General features: G+C 73.3%; 18 protein-coding genes. 11 read left to right on the top strand and 7 right to left on the bottom strand.

Translation table 11 applies throughout. From position 1 onward, the window contains the following. From N912_RS66985 to N912_RS0111345, 3 genes are all read right to left on the bottom strand, one after another. The coding region (locus tag N912_RS66985; protein ID WP_425415288.1) for a cbb3-type cytochrome c oxidase subunit I at positions 1-1016 on the bottom strand (1016 nt) is incomplete at its 3' end. Between the two features lie 104 nt (positions 1017-1120). Then, entirely contained in the window at positions 1121-2080 is a 960-nt protein-coding gene (locus tag N912_RS0111350) for a zinc-binding dehydrogenase (RefSeq protein ID WP_245645254.1), read from the bottom strand. 36 nt (positions 2081-2116) lie between these two features. Beyond that, positions 2117-2722 carry a TetR/AcrR family transcriptional regulator gene (locus N912_RS0111345; protein ID WP_037064195.1) on the bottom strand — a complete coding sequence of 202 codons (606 nt, stop codon included), beginning with the start codon at positions 2720-2722 and terminating at the stop codon, positions 2117-2119. A gap of 61 nt (positions 2723-2783) precedes the next feature. On the opposite strand from N912_RS0111345, the gene N912_RS0111340 reads away from it, so the two are divergent. Next, positions 2784-3635: a class I SAM-dependent methyltransferase gene (locus N912_RS0111340; protein WP_028922513.1), complete on the top strand. Its 852-nt coding sequence runs from the start codon at positions 2784-2786 to the stop codon at positions 3633-3635. A 42-nt stretch (positions 3636-3677) separates the two neighbouring features. Here the strand turns inward: N912_RS0111340 and N912_RS0111335 are convergent, their stop codons facing one another. Both N912_RS0111335 and N912_RS0111330 read right to left on the bottom strand, forming a co-directional pair. Further along, positions 3678-4688, bottom strand: a complete 1011-nt coding sequence (locus N912_RS0111335) for an LLM class flavin-dependent oxidoreductase (RefSeq protein WP_028922512.1) — start codon at positions 4686-4688, stop codon at positions 3678-3680. Positions 4689-4722: 34 nt separating this feature from the next. Further along, entirely contained in the window at positions 4723-5673 is a 951-nt protein-coding gene (locus tag N912_RS0111330; RefSeq protein ID WP_028922511.1) for a dihydrodipicolinate synthase family protein, read from the bottom strand. 85 nt (positions 5674-5758) lie between these two features. On the opposite strand from N912_RS0111330, the gene N912_RS0111325 reads away from it, so the two are divergent. From N912_RS0111325 to N912_RS0111300, 6 genes are read left to right on the top strand one after another with little or no spacing between them, the layout of a single operon-like run. Then, positions 5759-7192: a sialate:H+ symport family MFS transporter gene (locus N912_RS0111325; RefSeq protein WP_028922510.1), complete on the top strand. Its 1434-nt coding sequence runs from the start codon at positions 5759-5761 to the stop codon at positions 7190-7192. Continuing rightward, a complete protein-coding gene (locus N912_RS0111320; RefSeq protein WP_028922509.1) occupies positions 7189-8121 on the top strand; it encodes a dihydrodipicolinate synthase family protein in 933 nt (310 codons plus the stop codon). The genes N912_RS0111325 and N912_RS0111320 overlap by 4 nt, the downstream gene beginning before the upstream one ends. Beyond that, positions 8118-9419: an MFS transporter gene (locus tag N912_RS0111315; protein ID WP_028922508.1), complete on the top strand. Its 1302-nt coding sequence runs from the start codon at positions 8118-8120 to the stop codon at positions 9417-9419. Before N912_RS0111320 ends, N912_RS0111315 begins: the two co-directional genes overlap by 4 nt. Then, a complete protein-coding gene (locus N912_RS51180; RefSeq protein WP_051580053.1) occupies positions 9419-10357 on the top strand; it encodes a 2-hydroxyacid dehydrogenase in 939 nt (312 codons plus the stop codon). The genes N912_RS0111315 and N912_RS51180 overlap by 1 nt, the downstream gene beginning before the upstream one ends. Further along, a complete protein-coding gene (locus N912_RS0111305) occupies positions 10358-11596 on the top strand; it encodes a mandelate racemase/muconate lactonizing enzyme family protein (RefSeq protein ID WP_028922507.1) in 1239 nt (412 codons plus the stop codon). After that, positions 11524-12390 (top strand): alpha/beta hydrolase, encoded by an 867-nt coding sequence (locus N912_RS0111300; protein ID WP_028922506.1) that lies wholly within the window; start codon positions 11524-11526, stop codon positions 12388-12390. Before N912_RS0111305 ends, N912_RS0111300 begins: the two co-directional genes overlap by 73 nt. On the opposite strand, the gene N912_RS0111295 is transcribed toward N912_RS0111300, so the two are convergent. After that, positions 12377-12964, bottom strand: coding sequence for a helix-turn-helix domain-containing protein (locus tag N912_RS0111295; protein ID WP_037064190.1), 588 nt, complete (start codon positions 12962-12964; stop codon positions 12377-12379). The genes N912_RS0111300 and N912_RS0111295 overlap by 14 nt on opposite strands. Before the next feature lie 38 nt (positions 12965-13002). Continuing rightward, positions 13003-13644: a TetR/AcrR family transcriptional regulator gene (locus N912_RS51175; protein ID WP_037064187.1), complete on the bottom strand. Its 642-nt coding sequence runs from the start codon at positions 13642-13644 to the stop codon at positions 13003-13005. A 128-nt stretch (positions 13645-13772) separates the two neighbouring features. Here N912_RS51175 and N912_RS0111285 point away from each other — a divergent pair, with 128 nt between their 5' ends. Genes N912_RS0111285 through N912_RS51170 form a run of 4 tightly spaced genes read left to right on the top strand, consistent with a single transcriptional unit; the run spans position 13773 to position 18324 of the window. Beyond that, entirely contained in the window at positions 13773-14603 is an 831-nt protein-coding gene (locus N912_RS0111285; protein ID WP_028922504.1) for an enoyl-CoA hydratase/isomerase family protein, read from the top strand. 52 nt (positions 14604-14655) lie between these two features. After that, entirely contained in the window at positions 14656-15801 is a 1146-nt protein-coding gene (locus tag N912_RS0111280) for a sugar ABC transporter substrate-binding protein (RefSeq protein WP_028922503.1), read from the top strand. Then, positions 15794-17338 carry a sugar ABC transporter ATP-binding protein gene (locus N912_RS0111275; RefSeq protein ID WP_051580052.1) on the top strand — a complete coding sequence of 515 codons (1545 nt, stop codon included), beginning with the start codon at positions 15794-15796 and terminating at the stop codon, positions 17336-17338. The genes N912_RS0111280 and N912_RS0111275 overlap by 8 nt, the downstream gene beginning before the upstream one ends. Further along, a complete protein-coding gene (locus tag N912_RS51170; protein ID WP_051580051.1) occupies positions 17335-18324 on the top strand; it encodes an ABC transporter permease in 990 nt (329 codons plus the stop codon). Before N912_RS0111275 ends, N912_RS51170 begins: the two co-directional genes overlap by 4 nt. Positions 18325-18346: the final 22 nt, after the last annotated feature.

Genomic DNA, 18346 nt, shown 5'->3' with positions numbered 1-18346 from the left:
AAGAACTTGATGCCGGTCGGGATCGCGATCAGGAACGTGGTGAACGAGAAGAACGCCAGCAGCACCGCGCCGGTGGCGTACATGTGGTGCGCCCACACCGCCATCGACAGCGCCGCGATCGAGATCGTGGCGTACACCAGGGCCTTGTAGCCGAACAGCGGCTTGCGGCTGAACACCGGGAAGACCTCGGTCACGATGCCGAAGAACGGCAGCGCCACGATGTAGACCTCGGGGTGGCCGAAGAACCAGAACAGGTGCTGCCACAGGATCCCGCCGCCGTTGGCCGGGTCGAACACGTGCCCGCCGAGGTGCCTGTCCACCTCCATGCCCATCAGGCCTGCGGTGAGCACCGGGAACGCCAGCAGGATCAGGATCGTGGTGATGAAGATGTTCCAGGTGAAGATCGGCATCCGGAACATGGTCATGCCGGGCGCCCGCAGGCAGACCACGGTGGTCAGGAAGTTGACACCGCCCAGGATCGTGCCCAGGCCGGCGATCACCAGGCCCATCACCCACAGGTCGCCGCCCACGCCCGGCGAGTGGACGTCGGACGCGAGCGGGTGGTAGGCCGTCCAGCCGAAGTCAGCCGCCCCGCCCGGCGTGATGAACCCGGACAGGACGATCGTCCCGCCGAACAGGAACAGCCAGTACGAGAACGCGTTGAGCCGGGGGAACGCCACGTCCGGCGCGCCGATCTGCAGCGGCAGGATGTAGTTGGCGAACCCGAACAGGATCGGCGTCGCGTACAGCAGCAGCATGATCGTGCCGTGCATGGTGAACAGCTGGTTGTACTGCTCCGGCGACAACATCTGCGCGCCCGGTCGGGCCAGCTCCACCCGCATCAGCAGCGCCATCGCCCCGCCCGCCATGAAGAACGCGAACGAGGTCACCAGGTACAAGATCGCGATGTCCTTCGGGTCCGTGGTGTGCAGGAAGCGCACCAGGGACGTCCCCTTGGCCGTCCGCCGCGCCGGGTACGGGCGCGCCGTGATCGGCTGGGGGGCAAGCTCGGTCATGTGGCCACCCCCGAAGGTTGGGCTCATCCACCGGCATACCCCCTCCGGACTGTTATCACAACCGCCCGGCAGTGTCAATTTCCGGCCTTGGCGAAGCCGGACCGCTACGGCAGCAACATGATCTTGCCGACGAAGCGTCGAGCCTCGATGTCCACGTGCGCCGCCGCGGCCTCGGCCAGCGGGTAGGTCCGGCCGATGATCGGGGTCAGCCGGCCGGCGGCGGCCTCGCCGAGCACTCGCCGCACCCGCCGCGGCGCGTCCGGCCAGAACTCGGGCAGCTGCGTCATGTCCGCCACGGTGAGCCGCCGCCGGTCCGCGTCCTCGATCACGGTGGGCGCGCCGCTGCTCATGCCGTAGCCGGAGAACCGGCCGCCATCGCCGAGCAGCCCCAGCAGCGTGGCACCGACGGCACCGCCGAGACCGTCGAACGCGACGTCGGGGCCGCGCCCGCCGGTGCGGGCGAGCAGGTCGGCGGGCCAGTCGGGCGCGCCGTAGTCGACGGCATCGACCCCGAGGCGCCGGGCGATCTCCATCTTGTCCCCACCGCGGACCGCCGCGACGACGTTCGCCCCTTCGGCCCTGGCGAGTTGGACGAGCAGGCTGCCCAGGCCGCCCACGCCGGGCGCCACCACGACGTGCTCCCCCGCGTGGACCGGCGTCCTCTCCAGCAGCGCGAGCGCGGTGCCGCCGTCGTCGAGCACCGCCAGCGCGTGCCGAGGCTCGAGCCCGTCCGGCACGACGACCGCGTCCTCACGGTCGGCGATCACGGTGTCGGCGTACCCGCCGCCGTACAGCCCGCCCGCCGGATGCGTCACCACCCGCGCGCCCAGCCACTGCTCGGACACCGTCGGCCCGACCGCCGTGACCACGCCCGCCACGCCGCTGCCCGGCACATAGGGCGGCGCCAGCGCGAACTCCGGCGGCGCCCCACCGGCGCGGATGCGGGCGTCCAGCCAGCCCACGCCGGCCGCCGTGACGGTCACCCGGAGCTGGCCATCGCCCGGCGACGGGGTGGGGAGATCGACGAGCCGCAGGACCTCGGGCGGGCCGAACCGGGAAACCATGATCGCTCTCATAAGCGAGAACGTAGAACCTCAATATTACTTGATGTCAAGAGCGCGAGGCGTGGCGCCGGCGATCACGGTGGTCACCATGTGGTGGACAGCCTCGACACCCGGCGGGATGTCTTCCCGGCCGGCGAACAGCAGGTGGCCGCTTCCGATCAGCGCCAGGGCCAGCGCGTCGAGGTCGGCGTCGGAGGCGATACGGCCTCGTTCGCGCTCCGCCGCCAGGTACGAGACGATCATGGCCGTCGCCTCGGTGAGGATCGGGACGCCGGTCGGGCGGTCGCGGCGGAGCCGGGCACGCAGGTCGTCGCGGAAGGTGATGAGCGCGACGATCGCCACCGCCACCGACCCGAACAGGTCCATCAGCACGTCGGTGAGGTTGCCGGCGACGGTGCCGGCTCCGGCGCGCTCGAGCAGGGCGGCGGCCTGGGCCTCCACCCGGGCGGCGCGGTCGCGGACCAGCTCGGCCAGGAAGGCGTCGAAGTCGTCGAAGTGCCGGTGCAGCACACCCTTGGCGCAGCCCGCCTCGGTGGTGACCGCGCGGCTGGTCAGCGCGTGCGGACCGTCACGGAGCAGGACGCGTTCGGCGGCGTCGAACAGTTGCTCGCGCGCGTCGCGCATGGCCACGCCGGTCGGCACCGCGCGTCCTCCCGTCCTCAACACCTGGCGATAGTGGGCGCTCGCCCACTATGGTGGGCACATGCCCACTTTACCGTCGGACCCCGAGCCTCCCCCGGTGAACGAGCCGCACCGGCACCGGCAGGTCGCCGAGTCGTTCGGCGCGGACCCCGGGCGCTACGACCGGACCCGGCCCCGCTACCCCGACGCGCTGATCGAGCGGATCGTGGCGGCCAGCCCCGTGCCCGACGTGCTCGACGTCGGCTGCGGCACCGGCATCTCCAGCCGACAGTTCCAAGCGGCCGGCGCCAGGGTGCTCGGGGTCGAGGTCGACGCGCGGATGGCCGGGTACGCGCGGGCGCGCGGGCTCGACGTCGAGGTGGCCGCGTTCGAGTCCTGGGACCCGGCCGGCCGCACGTTCGACGCCGTCGTCGCCGGCCAGGCCTGGCACTGGGTGGACCCGGTGGCCGGCGCGGCCAAGGCGGCCAGCGTGCTGCGCCCCGGCGGCCGGCTGGCGGTGTTCTGGAACGCGTTCCAGCCGCCGCCCGAGCTGACCGAGGCGATCGTCGCGGTGTACCGCAGGGCGATGCCCGACTCGCCCGTCTACCAGCGGGTCATGCCGGGCCTGGAGGCGTACTCGGTGATGTTCACCCACGCGGCCGACGGGGTACGGGCGGCGGGCGGGTTCGGTGAGCCCGAGCAGTGGCGCCACGACTGGGAGCGCGACTACACCCGCGACGAGTGGCTGGACCAGGTGCCCACCCACGGCGGCCACAGCAACCTCCCACCGGCCACCCTGAACGAACTGCTGACCGGCATCGGCGCCGCCATCGACGCCATAGGCGGCACGTTCACCATGCGCTACGCCGCCGTGGCGGTCACCTCGACACGATCCGCTCGCACAACACCTCTGGGCCTCGCACACGCGCTGTAGCAGATGTGCGGCGTCAAGAGCGGATGTGCGAGCCAGAGGCCGCTAGGGCGCGAGGTGGGGGAGGACTTCGGCGGCTAGGCGTTCGATGGTGGTCAGGGTGTGCTCGCGGGTTCCGGCGCCCTCGACCATCATGATCACGTGCCGGATGCCGGTGTGGGCCGCGGCGGCGCGCAGTCGTGCGATGCAGTCCTCTGGGCTGCCCACCGGGTGCCGCGCGCACAGCTCCTCGGTGTACCGGTGCGGGTCGCGGGACGGGGCGGGCCGGCCGTCGACGGGGACGTGCGCGGCCAGGCCGGCGGCCAGCCAGCCCGGCATGGCGGCGCGCAGCTCCCGCACCGCCCGCTCGCGGTCCTCGGCGACGTGCGCCACCACCGCCGACACGTGCTCGATCATCGAAGGGTCGTGTCCGGCCGCCCGCGCGACCTCCGAGTGGTGCGCCACCATCGCGGCTTTGTCCTCGTCGTCGATGTGCATGCCCAGCAGCATCGGCAGGCCGCGCAGCGCGGCGATCTCGACGGTGGCCGTGGAGGTGCACGCCACCGCCACCGGGGGACGCGGCCTTGTCAGCGGTTCGGGCACGATCGGCACCGGGCGGAACCGGAAACGATCCCCTCGCGCGTCGACCCGCCCGCCGGCCATCGCCGCCAGCACCAGGTCGAGCCCCTCGCCGAAGCCGTTGTCGTAGCGGTCCAGGCCGGTGCCGAACACCTCCAGGTCGACCCACGGGCCGCCGCGACCCACGCCGAGGCGGAACCGGCCGTCGGAGACCTGGTCCAACAGCAGTGCCTGCTCGGCCAGCGCCACCGGATGCGCGGTGGACAACACGCTCACCGCGGTACCGACCACCAGCCCGGTGGTACGACCCAGCGCGTGCGCGGCGAAGGTCACCGCCGACGGGCAGGTGCCGTACGGCATGAAGTGGTGCTCGGCGATCCACGCGTCGTCGAACCCCGACCGTTCCGCGCACACCACCGCGTCCACCGCGCGCCGCAGCGCCGTCGCGTCGTCCTGGCCGGGGAACCGCCCGGCCAGCAGGAAGATCCCGCATCGCACCGGCACAGCACACCAGCGCCCGGCCCCCGGCGTCTCAACGGCGCGCCGCGCTCCCGTCGGTGAACAGCTCCGGCACGGCCTCGCGGGCCCGCGCGCGCAGCGCGGGCACCAGGTCCGGGTCCACCCAGCGGTGCGGCCAGCGCACCCTGGTGCCGATCGGTGCCCAGCCGCCGATCGCGGCCAGCGTCTTGTCCAGCGCCGGATCGCAGTAGCCGGCCCTGGCCAGCGGCGCGATGTGCGCGTCCAGGAAACCGCGCAGCCGGCGTTCGAGGTCCAGCGCCGCGTCCGGGTCGGCGTCCATCTGCCGGTACCAGCGCGCCGCGCCGGCCGGGCTCAGCGCGGCGACGTTGGAGTACGCGCCGGACGCCCCCAGCCGCCGACCCGAGGCCAGCGTGTGCCCGGCCACGAACACCGCGAGCCGGTCACCGACCGCCTCGACCATCCGCCCGTACCAGCCCGCGTCCCCGCCCGGCACCTTGATCCCGACCAGCGCCGGCACCTCGTCCGCCAGCCGCCCGAACAGCTCCGGACCGACCTGCGTCTTCGCGTACGGCGGGTTGTAGAGCACCAGCGGCGTCCCGTCCGTCACCTCGGCCATCCGCGCCACCGCCGCCAGCACCTCGTCCTCGCCGAGCGGCAGCCAGTCCGGCAGGATCACCTGCACCGCGGCCGGCCCCAAACGCACCGCCCGGGCGATCCGCTCCAGCGAAAGCTGCCCGCTCGGGTGGCTCGCGCCCAGTTGGAACGGCACGCCGGCCGCCGTGCACGCCGCCGCCACCAGCTCGTGCACCGCGTCGTACTCGGCGTCGGAGAGCGTATGGAACTCCCCCGCCGTGCCGTTGGTGTAGACGCCGTGCACCCCGGCCGCGACCAGGCGATCCACCGCGACCGCCAGCCGGTCCATGTCGATGCCCTCGTCCGCCCGCACCGGCAGCAGCACGCTCGCCCAGACTCCCCGCAAGCCGCGCGGGGTGAGTGGTTGCATCGGCGCTCCCCGTTCCCTATCGTCGCGTCTAGACATAGGACATCCTATGTCCGGCTCGTTTCGGATCGTTTCGGAGGTCCAGGCCATGGCAGCGGCGCCGTCCGAGGTCCCTAGCTCGTTCCGCCAGCTCAGCGCCCGGCAGCGCAAGTCGTTCTTCGCCGCCTGGCTGGGCTACCTGCTGGACGGGTTCGACTTCATCCTCATCACCCTGGTGCTCACCGAGATCGCGGGCGAGTTCCAGCTCACCCTGCCGAAGGCGGCCACCCTGGTGTCGGCCGCGTTCGTGTCCCGCTGGCTGGGTGGGCTCGCGCTCGGCGCCATCGGCGACAGGTTCGGCCGCAAGCCGGCGATGATCCTGGCCATCGCCGCGTTCGCGATCGGCAGCGCGCTGTGCGGGTTCGCCTGGGACTACTGGTCGCTGTTCGCGTTCCGGGCGGTGGTCGGGATCGGCATGGCCGGCGAGTACGGCGCGAGCGCCACCTACGTGATGGAGGACTGGCCGCGCTCGATGCGCAACCGGGCCAGCGGCTTCCTGCTGTCCGCCTACCCGATCGGCACCGTGCTGGCCGCGCTGGCCTACCTGGCGATCGTGCCGGCGGGCGGCTGGCGGTGGCTGTTCTACGCCGGGATCATCCCGATCGCGCTCACCCTCTACCTGCGCCGCTCGCTGCCCGAGGCGGCCCAGTGGCAGGCCGAGGTCGGCGACCGCACCGACGTGCGGACGTCGTCGGTGTTGTTCGGGCCGGGCCGGCGGCTGGTGAACGCGGCGCTGGCGCTGGTGCTCTCCGCAGCGCTGGTGCTCATCTTCAGCAAGACCTCGGGCTCGCTCACCATCCCGCTGGTCGCGGTGGTGGTCGTCGGGTTCATCGTGTTCGCCGCGCAGCTGGCCGGGCGGCTGTGGCCGGTGATGATCGCGATCATGGTCACGGTCTTCTGCGCGTTCCTGTACTCGTGGCCGATCCAGTCGCTGCTGCCGACCTACCTCAAGACCGAGCTGGGCTACCACGACTCCCAGGTCACCAACGCGCTGACCTGGGCGGGGCTGGGCTACGCCGCCGGCTCCATCCTGGCCGGGATCGTCGGCGACAAGCTGGGCACCCGGCGCACCTACGTGCTCGGGCTGTTCGTCTCGCTGGCGTTCGTGTTCCCGGTGTTCGCGCTGCCGGGCGGCAACATCGTGCTGCTGTGGGTGCTGCTGTTCGCCATGCAGGCCACCAGCCAGGGCATCTCGGGCCTGCTGCCGAAGTACATCGGCGGGCACTTCCCCACCCGGCTGCGCGCGGCCGGGCTCGGCTTCAGCTACAACGTCGGCGCGCTCGGCGGCGCCGTCGCCCCGCTCGCGGGCGCCTCGATCGCCGCCGGCATGGGCAGCCTGGGCAGCGCGCTGGCGCTGCTGGCCGGCAGCCTCACGGTGGTCGTGGCGCTGATCATCGGCTTCGACGTGCCGGCCCGGATCGGAAGGGCGCTCGGCGTCGACCAGGAGATGGACGCACCCTCTACGTCAACGGAGAACGCATGACTGACCTCGCCTCCCGCCTGCGCGGCGTGATCCCGCCGCTGGCCACGCCGCTGGACCCGTCCGGAGCGGTGGACCTCGGCTCGCTGCGCCGGCTGGTCCGGTTCCAGGTGGACGCCGGCGTGCACGGGGTGTTCCTCGGCGGCTCCACCGGGGAGGTCGCGCTGTTGGACTCCGGCCAGCGGCGCGCGCTGGTGGAAACGGCGGTCGACGAGGTCGCCGGGGTGGTGCCGGTGCTGGTCGGGGCGATCGACACCGGCACGAACCGGGTGATCGAGCAGGCCAGGGCCGCGTCCGCGATGGGGGCGGACGCGGCGGTGGTCACGGCGCCGTTCTACGTCCAGCCGCATCCGGACGAGATCGTCGCGCACTTCCGGGCGGTGCGCGAGGCCGTCGACATCCCGGTGGTGGCCTACGACATCCCGTCGGCCGTCGGCTTCCGGTTGACCCCGGACGTGGTCAGCGCGCTGGCCGAGTCGGGCGCCGCGGTCGGGCTGAAGGACTCCAGCGGGGACCTCACCACGTTCCGCGAGATCGTCCGCCGGCTGCCGGGGTTCCCGGTGCTGACCGGGTCGGAGCTGCTGGCCGACGTGTCCGTGCGGCTGGGCGCGGTCGGCCTGGTGCCCGGGCTGGGCAACGTCGACCCGCACGGCTACCTGCGGTTGTTCGAGGCGGCGCGCGCCGGCGACTTTGCGGGGGCGGCCGTCGAGCAGGACCGGCTGGCGCGGCTGTTCACCATCGTCTCGGTCGCCGACCGGGGCCGCATCGGGTTCACCGCCGGCGCGCTCGGGGCGTTCAAGGCGGCCATGGCGCTGCGCGGGATCATCGCCGACCCGGCCACCAACCGGCCGCTGCTGCCGCTGGACGACACCGAGGTGAAGTCCGTCGCGGCGATCCTCGACGAGGTCGGCCTCGGCCCGATCCCTCGATGACGGACGCGCTCGACGAGGGCGCGACCGAGCGGGCGGTCACCCGCAAGGTCGTCGTCCGGGTGGTGCTGTTCCTCACCCTGATGTACCTGCTCGCGCAGTTCGACCGGGGCAACATCGCGTTCGCGCAGAAGCAGATCTCGTCCGACCTGGGGATGAGCGACGCCGTCTACGGGTTCGGGGCGGGCATCTTCTTCATCGGCTACTTCCTGTTCGAGGTGCCGAGCAACATGATCCTGCGCCGGGTCGGCGCTCGCGTCTGGCTGGCCCGGATCATGGTCAGCTGGGGGCTGGTCGTCATCGGGATGCTGCTGGTCCGCGACGAGGTCGGCTTCTACGTGGCGCGGTTCCTGCTCGGCGCGGCGGAGGCCGGCTTCTTCCCCGGCGCGGTCTTCTACCTGACCCGGTGGCTGCCCAGCGCGCGGCGCGGTCAGGTCACCGCCGTGCTGGTGAGCGCGGGGCCGGTGGCGTACCTGCTGGCCGGGCCGCTGTCCGGCGGGCTGCTGAGCATGGACGGCCTGGCCGGGCTGCGGGGCTGGCAGTGGCTGTTCCTGGTGGAGGGCGTGGTCACCGTGGTGGTCGGGGTGGCCGCCTGGTTCCTGCTCACCGAGGGCCCTTCGCGGGCGCGGTGGCTGTCGGAGCACGAGCGGACCTGGCTGACCACCCGGATCGAGGCCGAGCGCGACGACCGGTTCGTCGCGCACGTGAGCATCGCGCGGGTGGCCGTCCAGCCTCGGGTGCTGTTGCTGTGCGCGGTGTACGGGCTGTTGCAGGTGGTGAACGCGGGCCTGGTGTTCTGGCTGCCGGCGATCGTGGACCGGATCGGCGGGCTGTCCACCGTCGGGCTCACCTCGCTGGCGGTGGTGCCGTACGCGTTCCAGGTCATCGGGTTGTTCCTGCTCGGGCGTTCGTCGGACCGGCACGGCCGGCGGCGGGTGCACGTGTTCTTCGGCTGCGTGTGCATGACGGTCGGGCTGGGGGTGAGCGCGGTGGTGGGTCCGGTGGCCGGGCTGGCCGCGCTGTGCCTGGTGTTCTTCGGCTACGGGCTGCTGTCGGTGTTCTGGGCGCTGGCGTCGTCGTTCCTGAACACCACCTCGGCCGGCGCGGTGGGGCTGGCGTTCATCAACTCGGTGGCCAACCTCGGCGGGTTCGCCGGGCCGTTCCTGGTCGGCTGGCTGCGGCAGGGCACCGGGTCCACGGTGGCCGCGCTGTGGGTGCTCGCCGGCGCGGCCGCGCTCGCCGCGGTCCTGGTGCTGCTCGTCAGGGAGTCGTCCCGGCAACCAACTGCTCAGGGAGCGTGATGGTCGAACGGATCGTGTGGATCGGCGAGGACGACCCGGCGGTGCTCGAACTGCTGGCCGAGGAGGTGCCGGCGGGGTTCTCGCTGGTCACGTCCCGGGACGCCCTCCCGGACGCCGACTACATCCTGAACGGCGCCTCGCCGGTGCCGGCCGCGATGATCGCCGAGGCCGGTCGGGTCAGGCTCATCCAGCGCGTCGGCGCGGGCGTCGACGGCCTCGATCTCGCCGAGGCGGGGCGGCGGGGCGTGCCGGTCGCGAACCTGCCCGGGGTGAACGCCGCCGGGGTCGCCGAGCACACGCTGCTGCTGGTGCTGGCGGTGCTGCGCCGGCTGTGTGTCCTGGACGGCGACACCAGGCGCGGTGAGTGGGAGCCCAACCGGGCGCTGCGGGCGTCCGCCGAACTGGGCGGCAAGGCCTTCGGCATCGTCGGGCTCGGCCACGTCGGGCGGGAGGTGGCCGCGCGGGCCCGCGCGTTCGGCGTCACGCTGCGCTACTTCGACGCCGTGCGGGCGGATCCGGGGGTCGAGCGCGAGCTGGGCATCGAGTACCTGCCGCTCGCCGAGCTGCTAGCGACCTGCGACGTCGTCACCGTGCACGTGCCGCTCACCTCCGCGACCCGCCACCTCATCGGCCCGGCCGAGCTGGCCGCCATGAGGCCGGGCGCGGTGCTGGTCAACGTCGCGCGCGGCGGCGTGGTCGACGAGTCCGCGCTGGCCGGCGCGCTGCGCTCCGGGCACCTCGGCGGCGCGGGGCTGGACGTCTGGGAGACCGAGCCGGTGCCGCCCGACCACCCGCTGCTGCGCCTGCCGAACGTGGTGGCCACCCCGCACAGCGCCGCCCAGACCCGCGACACCGTCCGCCGGGTGTTCCGCGCGGCGCTGGCGAACGTGCAGCGGGTCAGCCGGGGCGAGCCGCCGCTGCACCGGCTGGCCTCGTAGATGCCCGCCGTCACAGGGGTCCGGCCGGTGCTGCTCAGCGCCCCGTACGCCGGGCCGGACAACGTCGAGGTCCAGCGGCACCTGCCCACCGGATGGCGCACCACCGGCCTGGTCGAGATCACCCTGGAGGACGGATCGGTCGGGCTCGGCGAGGCCTACCTCGCGGTGTTCGCCCCGGGGGTGTTCGTCGAGACGGTGAAGCTGCTCGCGCCGTACCTGGTCGGCACCGAGTCGCTCGACGTCGCCGCCCGCTACCGGGACGCCTGCGAGGCCACCGGCTACTGGAGCCTGTCCGGGGCCGCCCGGCACGTGGTCGGCGCCATCGAGACGGCCCTCTGGGACGCGAACGGCCACCATCTCGGGATGCCCGTGCACGAGCTGCTCGGCGGGTGCCGCGTGCCGTCGATCCCGCTGTACGGCAGCGGCGGCGACAGCGCGACCCCGGACGGCATGGCGGACGAGCTGGCCACCGCGGCCGCCGCAGGCCTGGCCACCGTGAAGATCCGCGCCCGCCACGGCGAGGTCGACAAGGCGGTGTGGACCGTCGACAGGGCTCGCGAGCTGGGCATCGCGGTGGCGGTGGACATGTGCCAGAACCTCACCGTCCCCGGCGGCACCGCCGACGATGCGCTCTCCTTCCTGTCGCGGCTGAACCGCCCGCTCGCCTTCCTGGAGGAGCCCCTCGGCCTGGGCAGGACTGAGGAGTATCCGCTGTTGCGCGCGTCCAGCGAGGTGCCGATCGCGGGCGGCGAGATCGTCACCACCCCCGAGGAGCTGGCCGGGCGGGTCCGGGACGGCTACTACGACATCGTCCAACCGGACGCCACCGTGATCGGCGGCCTGGGTCCGGTGCTGGACGTCTTCCGCGCGGGCGCCGGCGCTGGCATCAGGACGGTGGTGCACTGCTGGGGCAGCGCCGTCGGCATGGCCGCGAACTACCATGCCGCGTTCGCCGGCGGCGGCCGGCTCGCGGAATGGCCGCTGCCCCGGTATCCGCTGCGGACCGAGCCGCTGGTCGAGCCGTTCCGGATCACCGACGGCACGCTCGCCGCGCCGACCGCGCCCGGGCTGGGCGTCCGGCTGACCCCCGAGATCGAACAGCGGTATCCGTTCCGTCCGGACGCGGTGTACAAATGCCTGGTCAGCACGCCGAAAGGAGATCGCTGGTGTCCGACCCAGAGGCCGACCGGCTCTACAGCGCCCGCGCCACCGTCGGCGGGGAGGCCTTCGACGAGCTGATGCGCCGCTACCGCGCCGAGTCCGAGGCGGCGGTGGCCGGCCTGCCGGGCGCGCGGGACCTGGTCTACGACGAGGCCAGCCGCCAGGTGCTGGACCTGTGGGCGCCGGGCGAACCGGACACGGAGGCGCCACGGCCGGTGTTCGTGTTCCTGCACGGCGGCTACTGGCGGATGCTCTCCCGCGCGGACTCGGCGTTCATGGCGCGGACGCTGGCCGCGCACGGCATCGCCACCGCCGTGGTGGAGTACGACCTGGCGCCGGCGGCCACCCTGGAGGAGATCGTCCGCCAGGTGCGCGCGGCGGTGGCCTGGATCTACCGGCACGCTCCCGAGCACGGGCTGGACCGCCGGCGCATAGTGGTCGGCGGCAGCTCGGCCGGCGGCCACCTCACCGGCATGACCATGCTGGACGGGTGGCAGCGCGAGCTGGGCGTCCCCGAGGACACGGTGGCGGCCGCCATGCCGTTCAGCGGGTTGTTCGACATCGAGCCGCTGCTGGCGTCCTACGTCAACGACTGGATGACGCTGGACGTGCCTCGGGCGAGGGCGCTCAGCCCGCTGCGCCACCCACCGGGCCGGGGCATGCCCACCCGCATCGTGGTCGCCGAGAAGGACCCCGAGGGCTTCCACCACCAGAGCCGCGAGTTCGCCCGCGACTGGGAGGCGCGGTTCCCCGGCACGTCCGAGCTGATCGTGGCGCCGGGCAAGAACCACTTCGACGTCGTCCTGGAGCTGACCGACCCGGACTCCGCGCTCACCGCCACCCTCGTCGAGCTGTGCCTCAACGGGGCCTAGGCGATCTGGGTCGAGCCCGCAGGTGGGCGCGCTCGCCCTGCTTGCCGAACAAACTCAGGAACTCCACCGGCTGACCGCCCTGCGCGCCGAACCAGTGCGGGACGTGGGTGTCGAACTCGGCGGCCTCGCCGGGGGTGAGCACCAGGTCGTGCTCACCGAGCACCAGCCGCAGCCGCCCGTTCAGCACGTACAGCCACTCGTAGCCCTCGTGCGTCCTCGGCTCGGGCTCCTCGCCCCGGCCACCGGGCCGCAGTATCAGCTTGTAGGCCTGGATGCCGCCGGCGCGGCGGGTCAGCGGCAGCATGGTCATGCCGTGGCGGTCGACCGGGCGCAGGTGGACGCGCGGGTCGCCGGTGGGTGGCGCGTCGACCAGCTCGTCGAGCGTGACGCCGTGCGCCCTGGCCAGCGGCAGCAGCTGCTCCAGGGTGGGGCGGCGGGCGCCGGACTCCAGCCGGGACAGGGTGCTCACCGAGATGCCGGTCGCCGAGGACAGCTCGCCCAGCGTGCTCTCCCGGCGCCGGCGCAGCTCGCGCAGCCGAGGCCCGACCGCGTCCAGCGCCCGGTCGATGTCCATGCCACCACTTTGCCAGCTCAGCAACGAACCTTGCCAGATCAGTCGGCCGCCGCGTCCGAGGCCCACGCCCGCTCGATCTCGGCCTGTGTCGGCGCCGGACCGGCCAACGGAAGCGCGGCCGCCGGCCGCAGGGCCTGAAGCACCAGGCCGAGATAGCGCTCCCGCAGCTCGGACGTGCGGCCCGCGTCGCCGATACGCAGCGAGCTGATCTGCACGATCAGCAGGGAGAGGTCGATCGCGTTGACGTCGGTGCGCACGGCGCCGGCCTCGGCGGCGTGATCCAGGAGCTCCTGGATCACGCGGTGCGTGCGGCCGGCGAGCTCGAAAAGCGGCCGGTCGGCCGGGAAGCTGCCGGCGAGGGTCAGCTGCGGCCCGGCCCCCGAGCGCAGGTAGAACCCGAGGAACTCCTCGAACGCGAGCCCGACGTCGGGTCGCTCGAGCGCGGCGGTGGCGGCCTGCACGAGCTGCTCCATTCCGTCCGCGCAGACCCGGTAGAGCAGCTCTTCCTTGCTCCGGTAACGCCGGTACAGCGAGCCCTTGCCAACGCCTGCCGCGTCGGCGACCGCGGCCATCTTGGCGGCCGGGTCCCGGGTGAACACCTCGCGCGCCGCGGCGATGACGCGGTCGTCGTTGCGGCGCGCCTCCCGCTGGCGGCCTCCGGGGCGGGTTGATTGCGTCACCGCCCCAGGGTAGCGATCGGACCGGTCCGGTCCGCGCTTCCCGGCTCGGCACGGAGGCGCGACCTTTACACGGGGACCGGCTTGCTGATAGAACGGACCGGACGAGTCCGGTCCGATAAGGAGATGCGATGACGAGCCCCACTGACGAGATGGCCGACGAGTCGCTCGGGGAGTTCGCCGCGTTGCGGCTGAGCGTGCGGGGCGGCGTGGCGGAGTTGGTGCTGACGCGACCGGAGGAGGGCAACCCGTTCGACGGCACGCTGCATCCCGAGTTCCAGGACGCGATCGGCCGGCTCCGGTCCCGGCGCGACATCCGCGCGGCGGTCATCGGGGCGACCGGAGAGATGTTCTCCGGCAGCGGCGGCAACCTGGAGTTCTTCCAGCACGTGAACCGGGACCTGGGGCTCTGGCTGGAGATCGGGGATGCCGCCCGGCGCCTGTTCCTCGACATCCTCGACCTGAGGATGCCGGTCGTGGCCGCGCTGAACGGCCCGGCCCGGGGCTTCGGCGCCACGGTCGCGCTCGCGTGTGACGCGGTGGTGGCCGCGCGGTCGGCGTCGCTCGCCGAGCCGCACGTGACCATGGGGCTGGTTGCCGGTGACGGCGGGCCGGTGGTGTGGCCGCACTCGGTCGGCGTGTTGCGGGCGAAGCGCTACCTGCTCACCGGCGACCCGATCCCGGCCGAGGACGCCTTTCGGATGGGCCTGGTCACCGACCTGGTCGACCAGCCGGCCGAGGCGCTGTCGGCCGGGCGTGCCCTCGCGGCGCGGATCGCGGCCCTTCCCCCGCTCGCCGTGCAGGGCACCAAGCGGGCGGTGAACCGAGGGCTGCTGGCGCGCGCGGGCGAGGTGCTCGAGCTCGGCCTCGCCTACGAGGGCCTGGCCGCGACGTCGGCCGACATGCGCGAAGTGATCACCGCCCACCGGGAGGGCCGCCCGGGCCGGTTCGCCGGCCGGTAGGGCGCGCCCGCCGTCCGAGTCCGCGCAAGTCCGCTCACCAGGAGGCACAACGATGCGTCGCCTGCTCTCCCTGCTCACTTTGCTCACGGGCGTGGTCCTGCTCGCCGGATGCGGATCGACCACGCCGGTCGCCGCCACCGGCGCGGCCGCCGCCCAGCACTCCGCCGTCCCGCTCGAACGGCTCTACGCCGGGACCAACCACACCGCGCCGACGACGGGGCCCGCTCCCGCCCCGGGCAAGAAGGTCTGGATCGTCTCGTGCGGCCAGAACGCGTCCGGGTGCGCGGAGTCCACCCGGGGCGCGGAGAACGCGGCGGTCCGGATCGGCTGGGCCCCGACCGTGTTCGACGGCGCGTTCAGCCCGGAGACGATCGCGCGCGGCATCAGGCAGGCGGTCGCCGCGCGCGCCGACGGCCTCGTCCTGGTCTCCGTCGACTGCGCGACCGTCACCTCCGCGCTGCGCGAGGCCCTGGCCGCAGGCCTGCAGGTCGTCAACTACGCCGGCTTCCACTGCGGCGTCGAGCCGGGCGAGACCGGACCTCGCCTGGTGAGCACGCAGGTGGTGCCGAGCGGGGACGCCCGGAGCATGACCGAGTTCCTCGCCGAGCTCGGCCGGCGGCGCGCGCACTACGTGGCGAACGTGAGCAACGGGACCGGCCAGGTGCTCAACGTCTTCAGCGAGGACGTCCCGGCCTGGAAGATCGAGGAGGCCGCCTTCTCCGCCGAGCTGCGCGCGGTGTGCCCGGGGTGCGCGGTCTCGTCGCGGGTCGAGATCAGCCAGGCCGACTTCATCGACAGCACCAAGATCCAGAACAGGATCGCCTCCGCGCTCGTGCGCGACCCGAGGGCGACGGTGCTCAACGTCCCGGCCGACGCCCTGTTCGACCAGGGCGCGCTGGCGGCGGCCAGGCAGTCCGGACGCCGGCTCACGGTCGAAGGCGGCGAAGGCACCGCGACCGGCATCGGCTACGTCCGCTCCGGGGAGGTCGTGGGCGAGCTGTGCTTCTCCAACGAGTGGTTCATGTACGCCGCGATCGACTCGCTCAACCGGGCCTTCCACGGTGCGCCGCCCGAGCCCGCCGGTGTCGGGTTGCAGCTGGTCGACGCGACACACAACCTGCCGAGGCCCGGGGCCGGATACACCCCGCCGGTCGACTTCGTGGCGCGGTACACCGCCACCTGGCGGCGCAATGGGTGACCCGGCCCGCCACGACGCCATGTTCGCCGCCACCGGCCTGCGCAAGCGCTTCGGCGCCACCCAGGCGCTGGACGGGCTCTCGATCGACGTCCACCGGGGCGAGATCCACGGCCTGGTCGGCGCGAACGGCTCGGGCAAGACCACGTTCGTGCAGATCCTGGCCGGGTTGGTGCGAGCCGATGCCGCCGAAACGCTGATGTTCGACGGGCGCCGGCTGACGGTCGACGAGCTCGCCGCCGCCTCGCCGGCCCGCGTTCGCCTGGTTCATCAGGACCCGTGCACCTTCGACGACCTGTCGGTGGCCGAGAACCTCGCCCTCGGATCGGGCTATCCGCTGTCCCGGTCCACCCGGATCGCCTGGAGGCGGCTGTACCGCCGGTCGAGCGAGATCCTCGAACGGTTCGAGATCCCGGTCGCGCCGAGGGCGTCGATGTCCAGCCTGTCGATGGCCGACCAGACCATGGTCGCCATCGCCCGGGTGCTGCAGGACCAGCGGGACCAGCGGGAGCGGGCCACCTCGGTGCTCGTCCTCGACGAGCCCACCGCCGCGCTGCCGGACCGCGACGTCGAGGACCTGCTGGACGCGCTGCGCAGGTTCGCCTCGCGCGGGCAGACGATCCTGCTGATCGACCACCGGCTGCGGGAGGTCCTGGCCGTCGCCGACCGGGTGACGGTTCTGCGGGACGGCCGCCGCGTCGCCTGCCGGGCCGCCTCGGGCCTGTCCGAGGACTCGCTCGCCGACCTCGTGGCCGGGGGCGCCGCGCGGCCGGTGGCGGCGTCCCGCTCGGGGCCCCCGCCGGGCTCCACCGCCGGCGTGACGGTGGAGGCGTTGACCGGCCCGGGGGTGCGCGAGGTGTCCCTGTCGGTCCGTCGAGGGGAGATCGTCGGGCTGACCGGCCTGCGCGGAGCGGGCCACAGCGAGCTGCTGCGGGGGCTGTTCGGGGTGACGCCGATGACCCGGGGAACCGTCCGGGTCGCCGGCGCGGAGCTCCGGCTGGGCAGCCCTGGCCGGGCGATGAAGGCGGGCATCGCCTACGTGCCCTCGGACCGCGCCCGGGACGCCGCACTGACCGGCATGGACGTTGCCGCCAACATCTCCGCCGCCGTGCACGGTCGGTACTGGCGGCGATGGCGCATCGACTCCCGGGCGGAACGCCGGGACGCCGCCGCGCTGTGCGCCCGGTTCCTGGTCAACGCGGCGTCGATCGACGCGCCGCTGAACACGCTGTCCGGGGGCAACCAACAGAAGGTCGTCTTCGCGCGCTGGCTGCGGCGCGAGCCCACGCTGCTGCTCCTGGACGAGCCCACCCAGGGCGTGGACGTCGGCGCCCGGCGCGAGATCGAACGGTTCATCCGCCACGCGGCGCACGGCGGCGGGACGAGCGTGCTGCTCGCGTCCTCGGACGTCGACGAGCTCGCCGGCCTGTGCGACCGGATCCTCATCATGGCGCACGGACGGCTGGTGGACGAGCTGCACGGCCCGGTGGCGCGCGGCGAGATCACCAACCTGGTGACCGCGAAGGCGGCCGGCCGATGAGCACGACGCAGCGGTCCAGCGGCGGCACCGGCCGGGCACGGACGCTCACAGCCGGTGTCGAGCGCGGCGGTCTGATCCTGCTCCTGGCCGCGCTGGTGATCTTCTTCGCCAGTTACGGTGAGTCGCGGGTGGCGTTCGCCTCCGAGGCCAACATCCGCACCATCATCGGCGGCCAGGTCGTGGTCTCGCTGCTCGCGCTCGCGGCGCTGATCCCGCTGGTCGGCGGGCAGTTCGACCTCAGCGTGGGCGCGAGCCTGGGGCTCTCGGCCATCGGGACGGCCGCCGCGAGCGCCCGCCACGGCCTCCCGCCCGCCGCGGCCGTCATGGTCGGTGTCGCCGTCGGGGCCGCGGTCGGCCTGGTCAACGCCGTCGCCGTGGCGATCCTGGAGCTCGACTCGATCATCGTCACGCTGGCGACCGCGACGGTCATCTCCGGCCTCGTGCAGTGGTACACCGGCGGACGCTCGATCGCCGGCGTCGACCCGGCGTTCACCGGGTTCGCCAGCGCAGGCCTGGCCGGCGTGCCGCTGACCGGCGTCGTGCTGGCGGTCGTGACGCTCGCGGTCTGGCACGTCCTGGACCACACCCCCTACGGACGCCACCTGCACGCCGTCGGCGCCAACCGACGGGCCGCCCACCTCGTCGGCATCGAGGTGCGCCGGACGAGCTTCGTCAGCTTCCTCGGCAGCGGGATCACCGCCGGCATCGGCGGGGTGATCGCCACCGCCAACCTCGGAGCCGGCAACCCCAGCACCGGCCCCGACATGCTCTTCGCGGCGCTGGCCGCCGTCTTTCTCGGCGCGACCTGCATCCGACCGGGGCGCTTCAACGTCTTCGGCACCCTCGTGGGCGTCTTCTTCGTCGCCGTCGCGGTCAGCGGGCTGAGCCTGATCGGCGTGGACACCTGGGTGCAGCCGACGTTCAACGGCACCGCGCTGCTGGTCGCCGTCGGACTGGCGGCCGCCCTCGCCCGCCGGCGCCGCTGACTCCCACACCCCGAAACCACAG

It is taken from the genome of Actinospineispora acaciae DSM 45401, from assembly GCF_000620785.1.
Classification (GTDB): Bacteria; Actinomycetota; Actinomycetes; order Mycobacteriales; family Pseudonocardiaceae; genus Pseudonocardia; species Pseudonocardia acaciae.
This window is presented reverse-complemented; position numbering and strand designations above follow the sequence as displayed.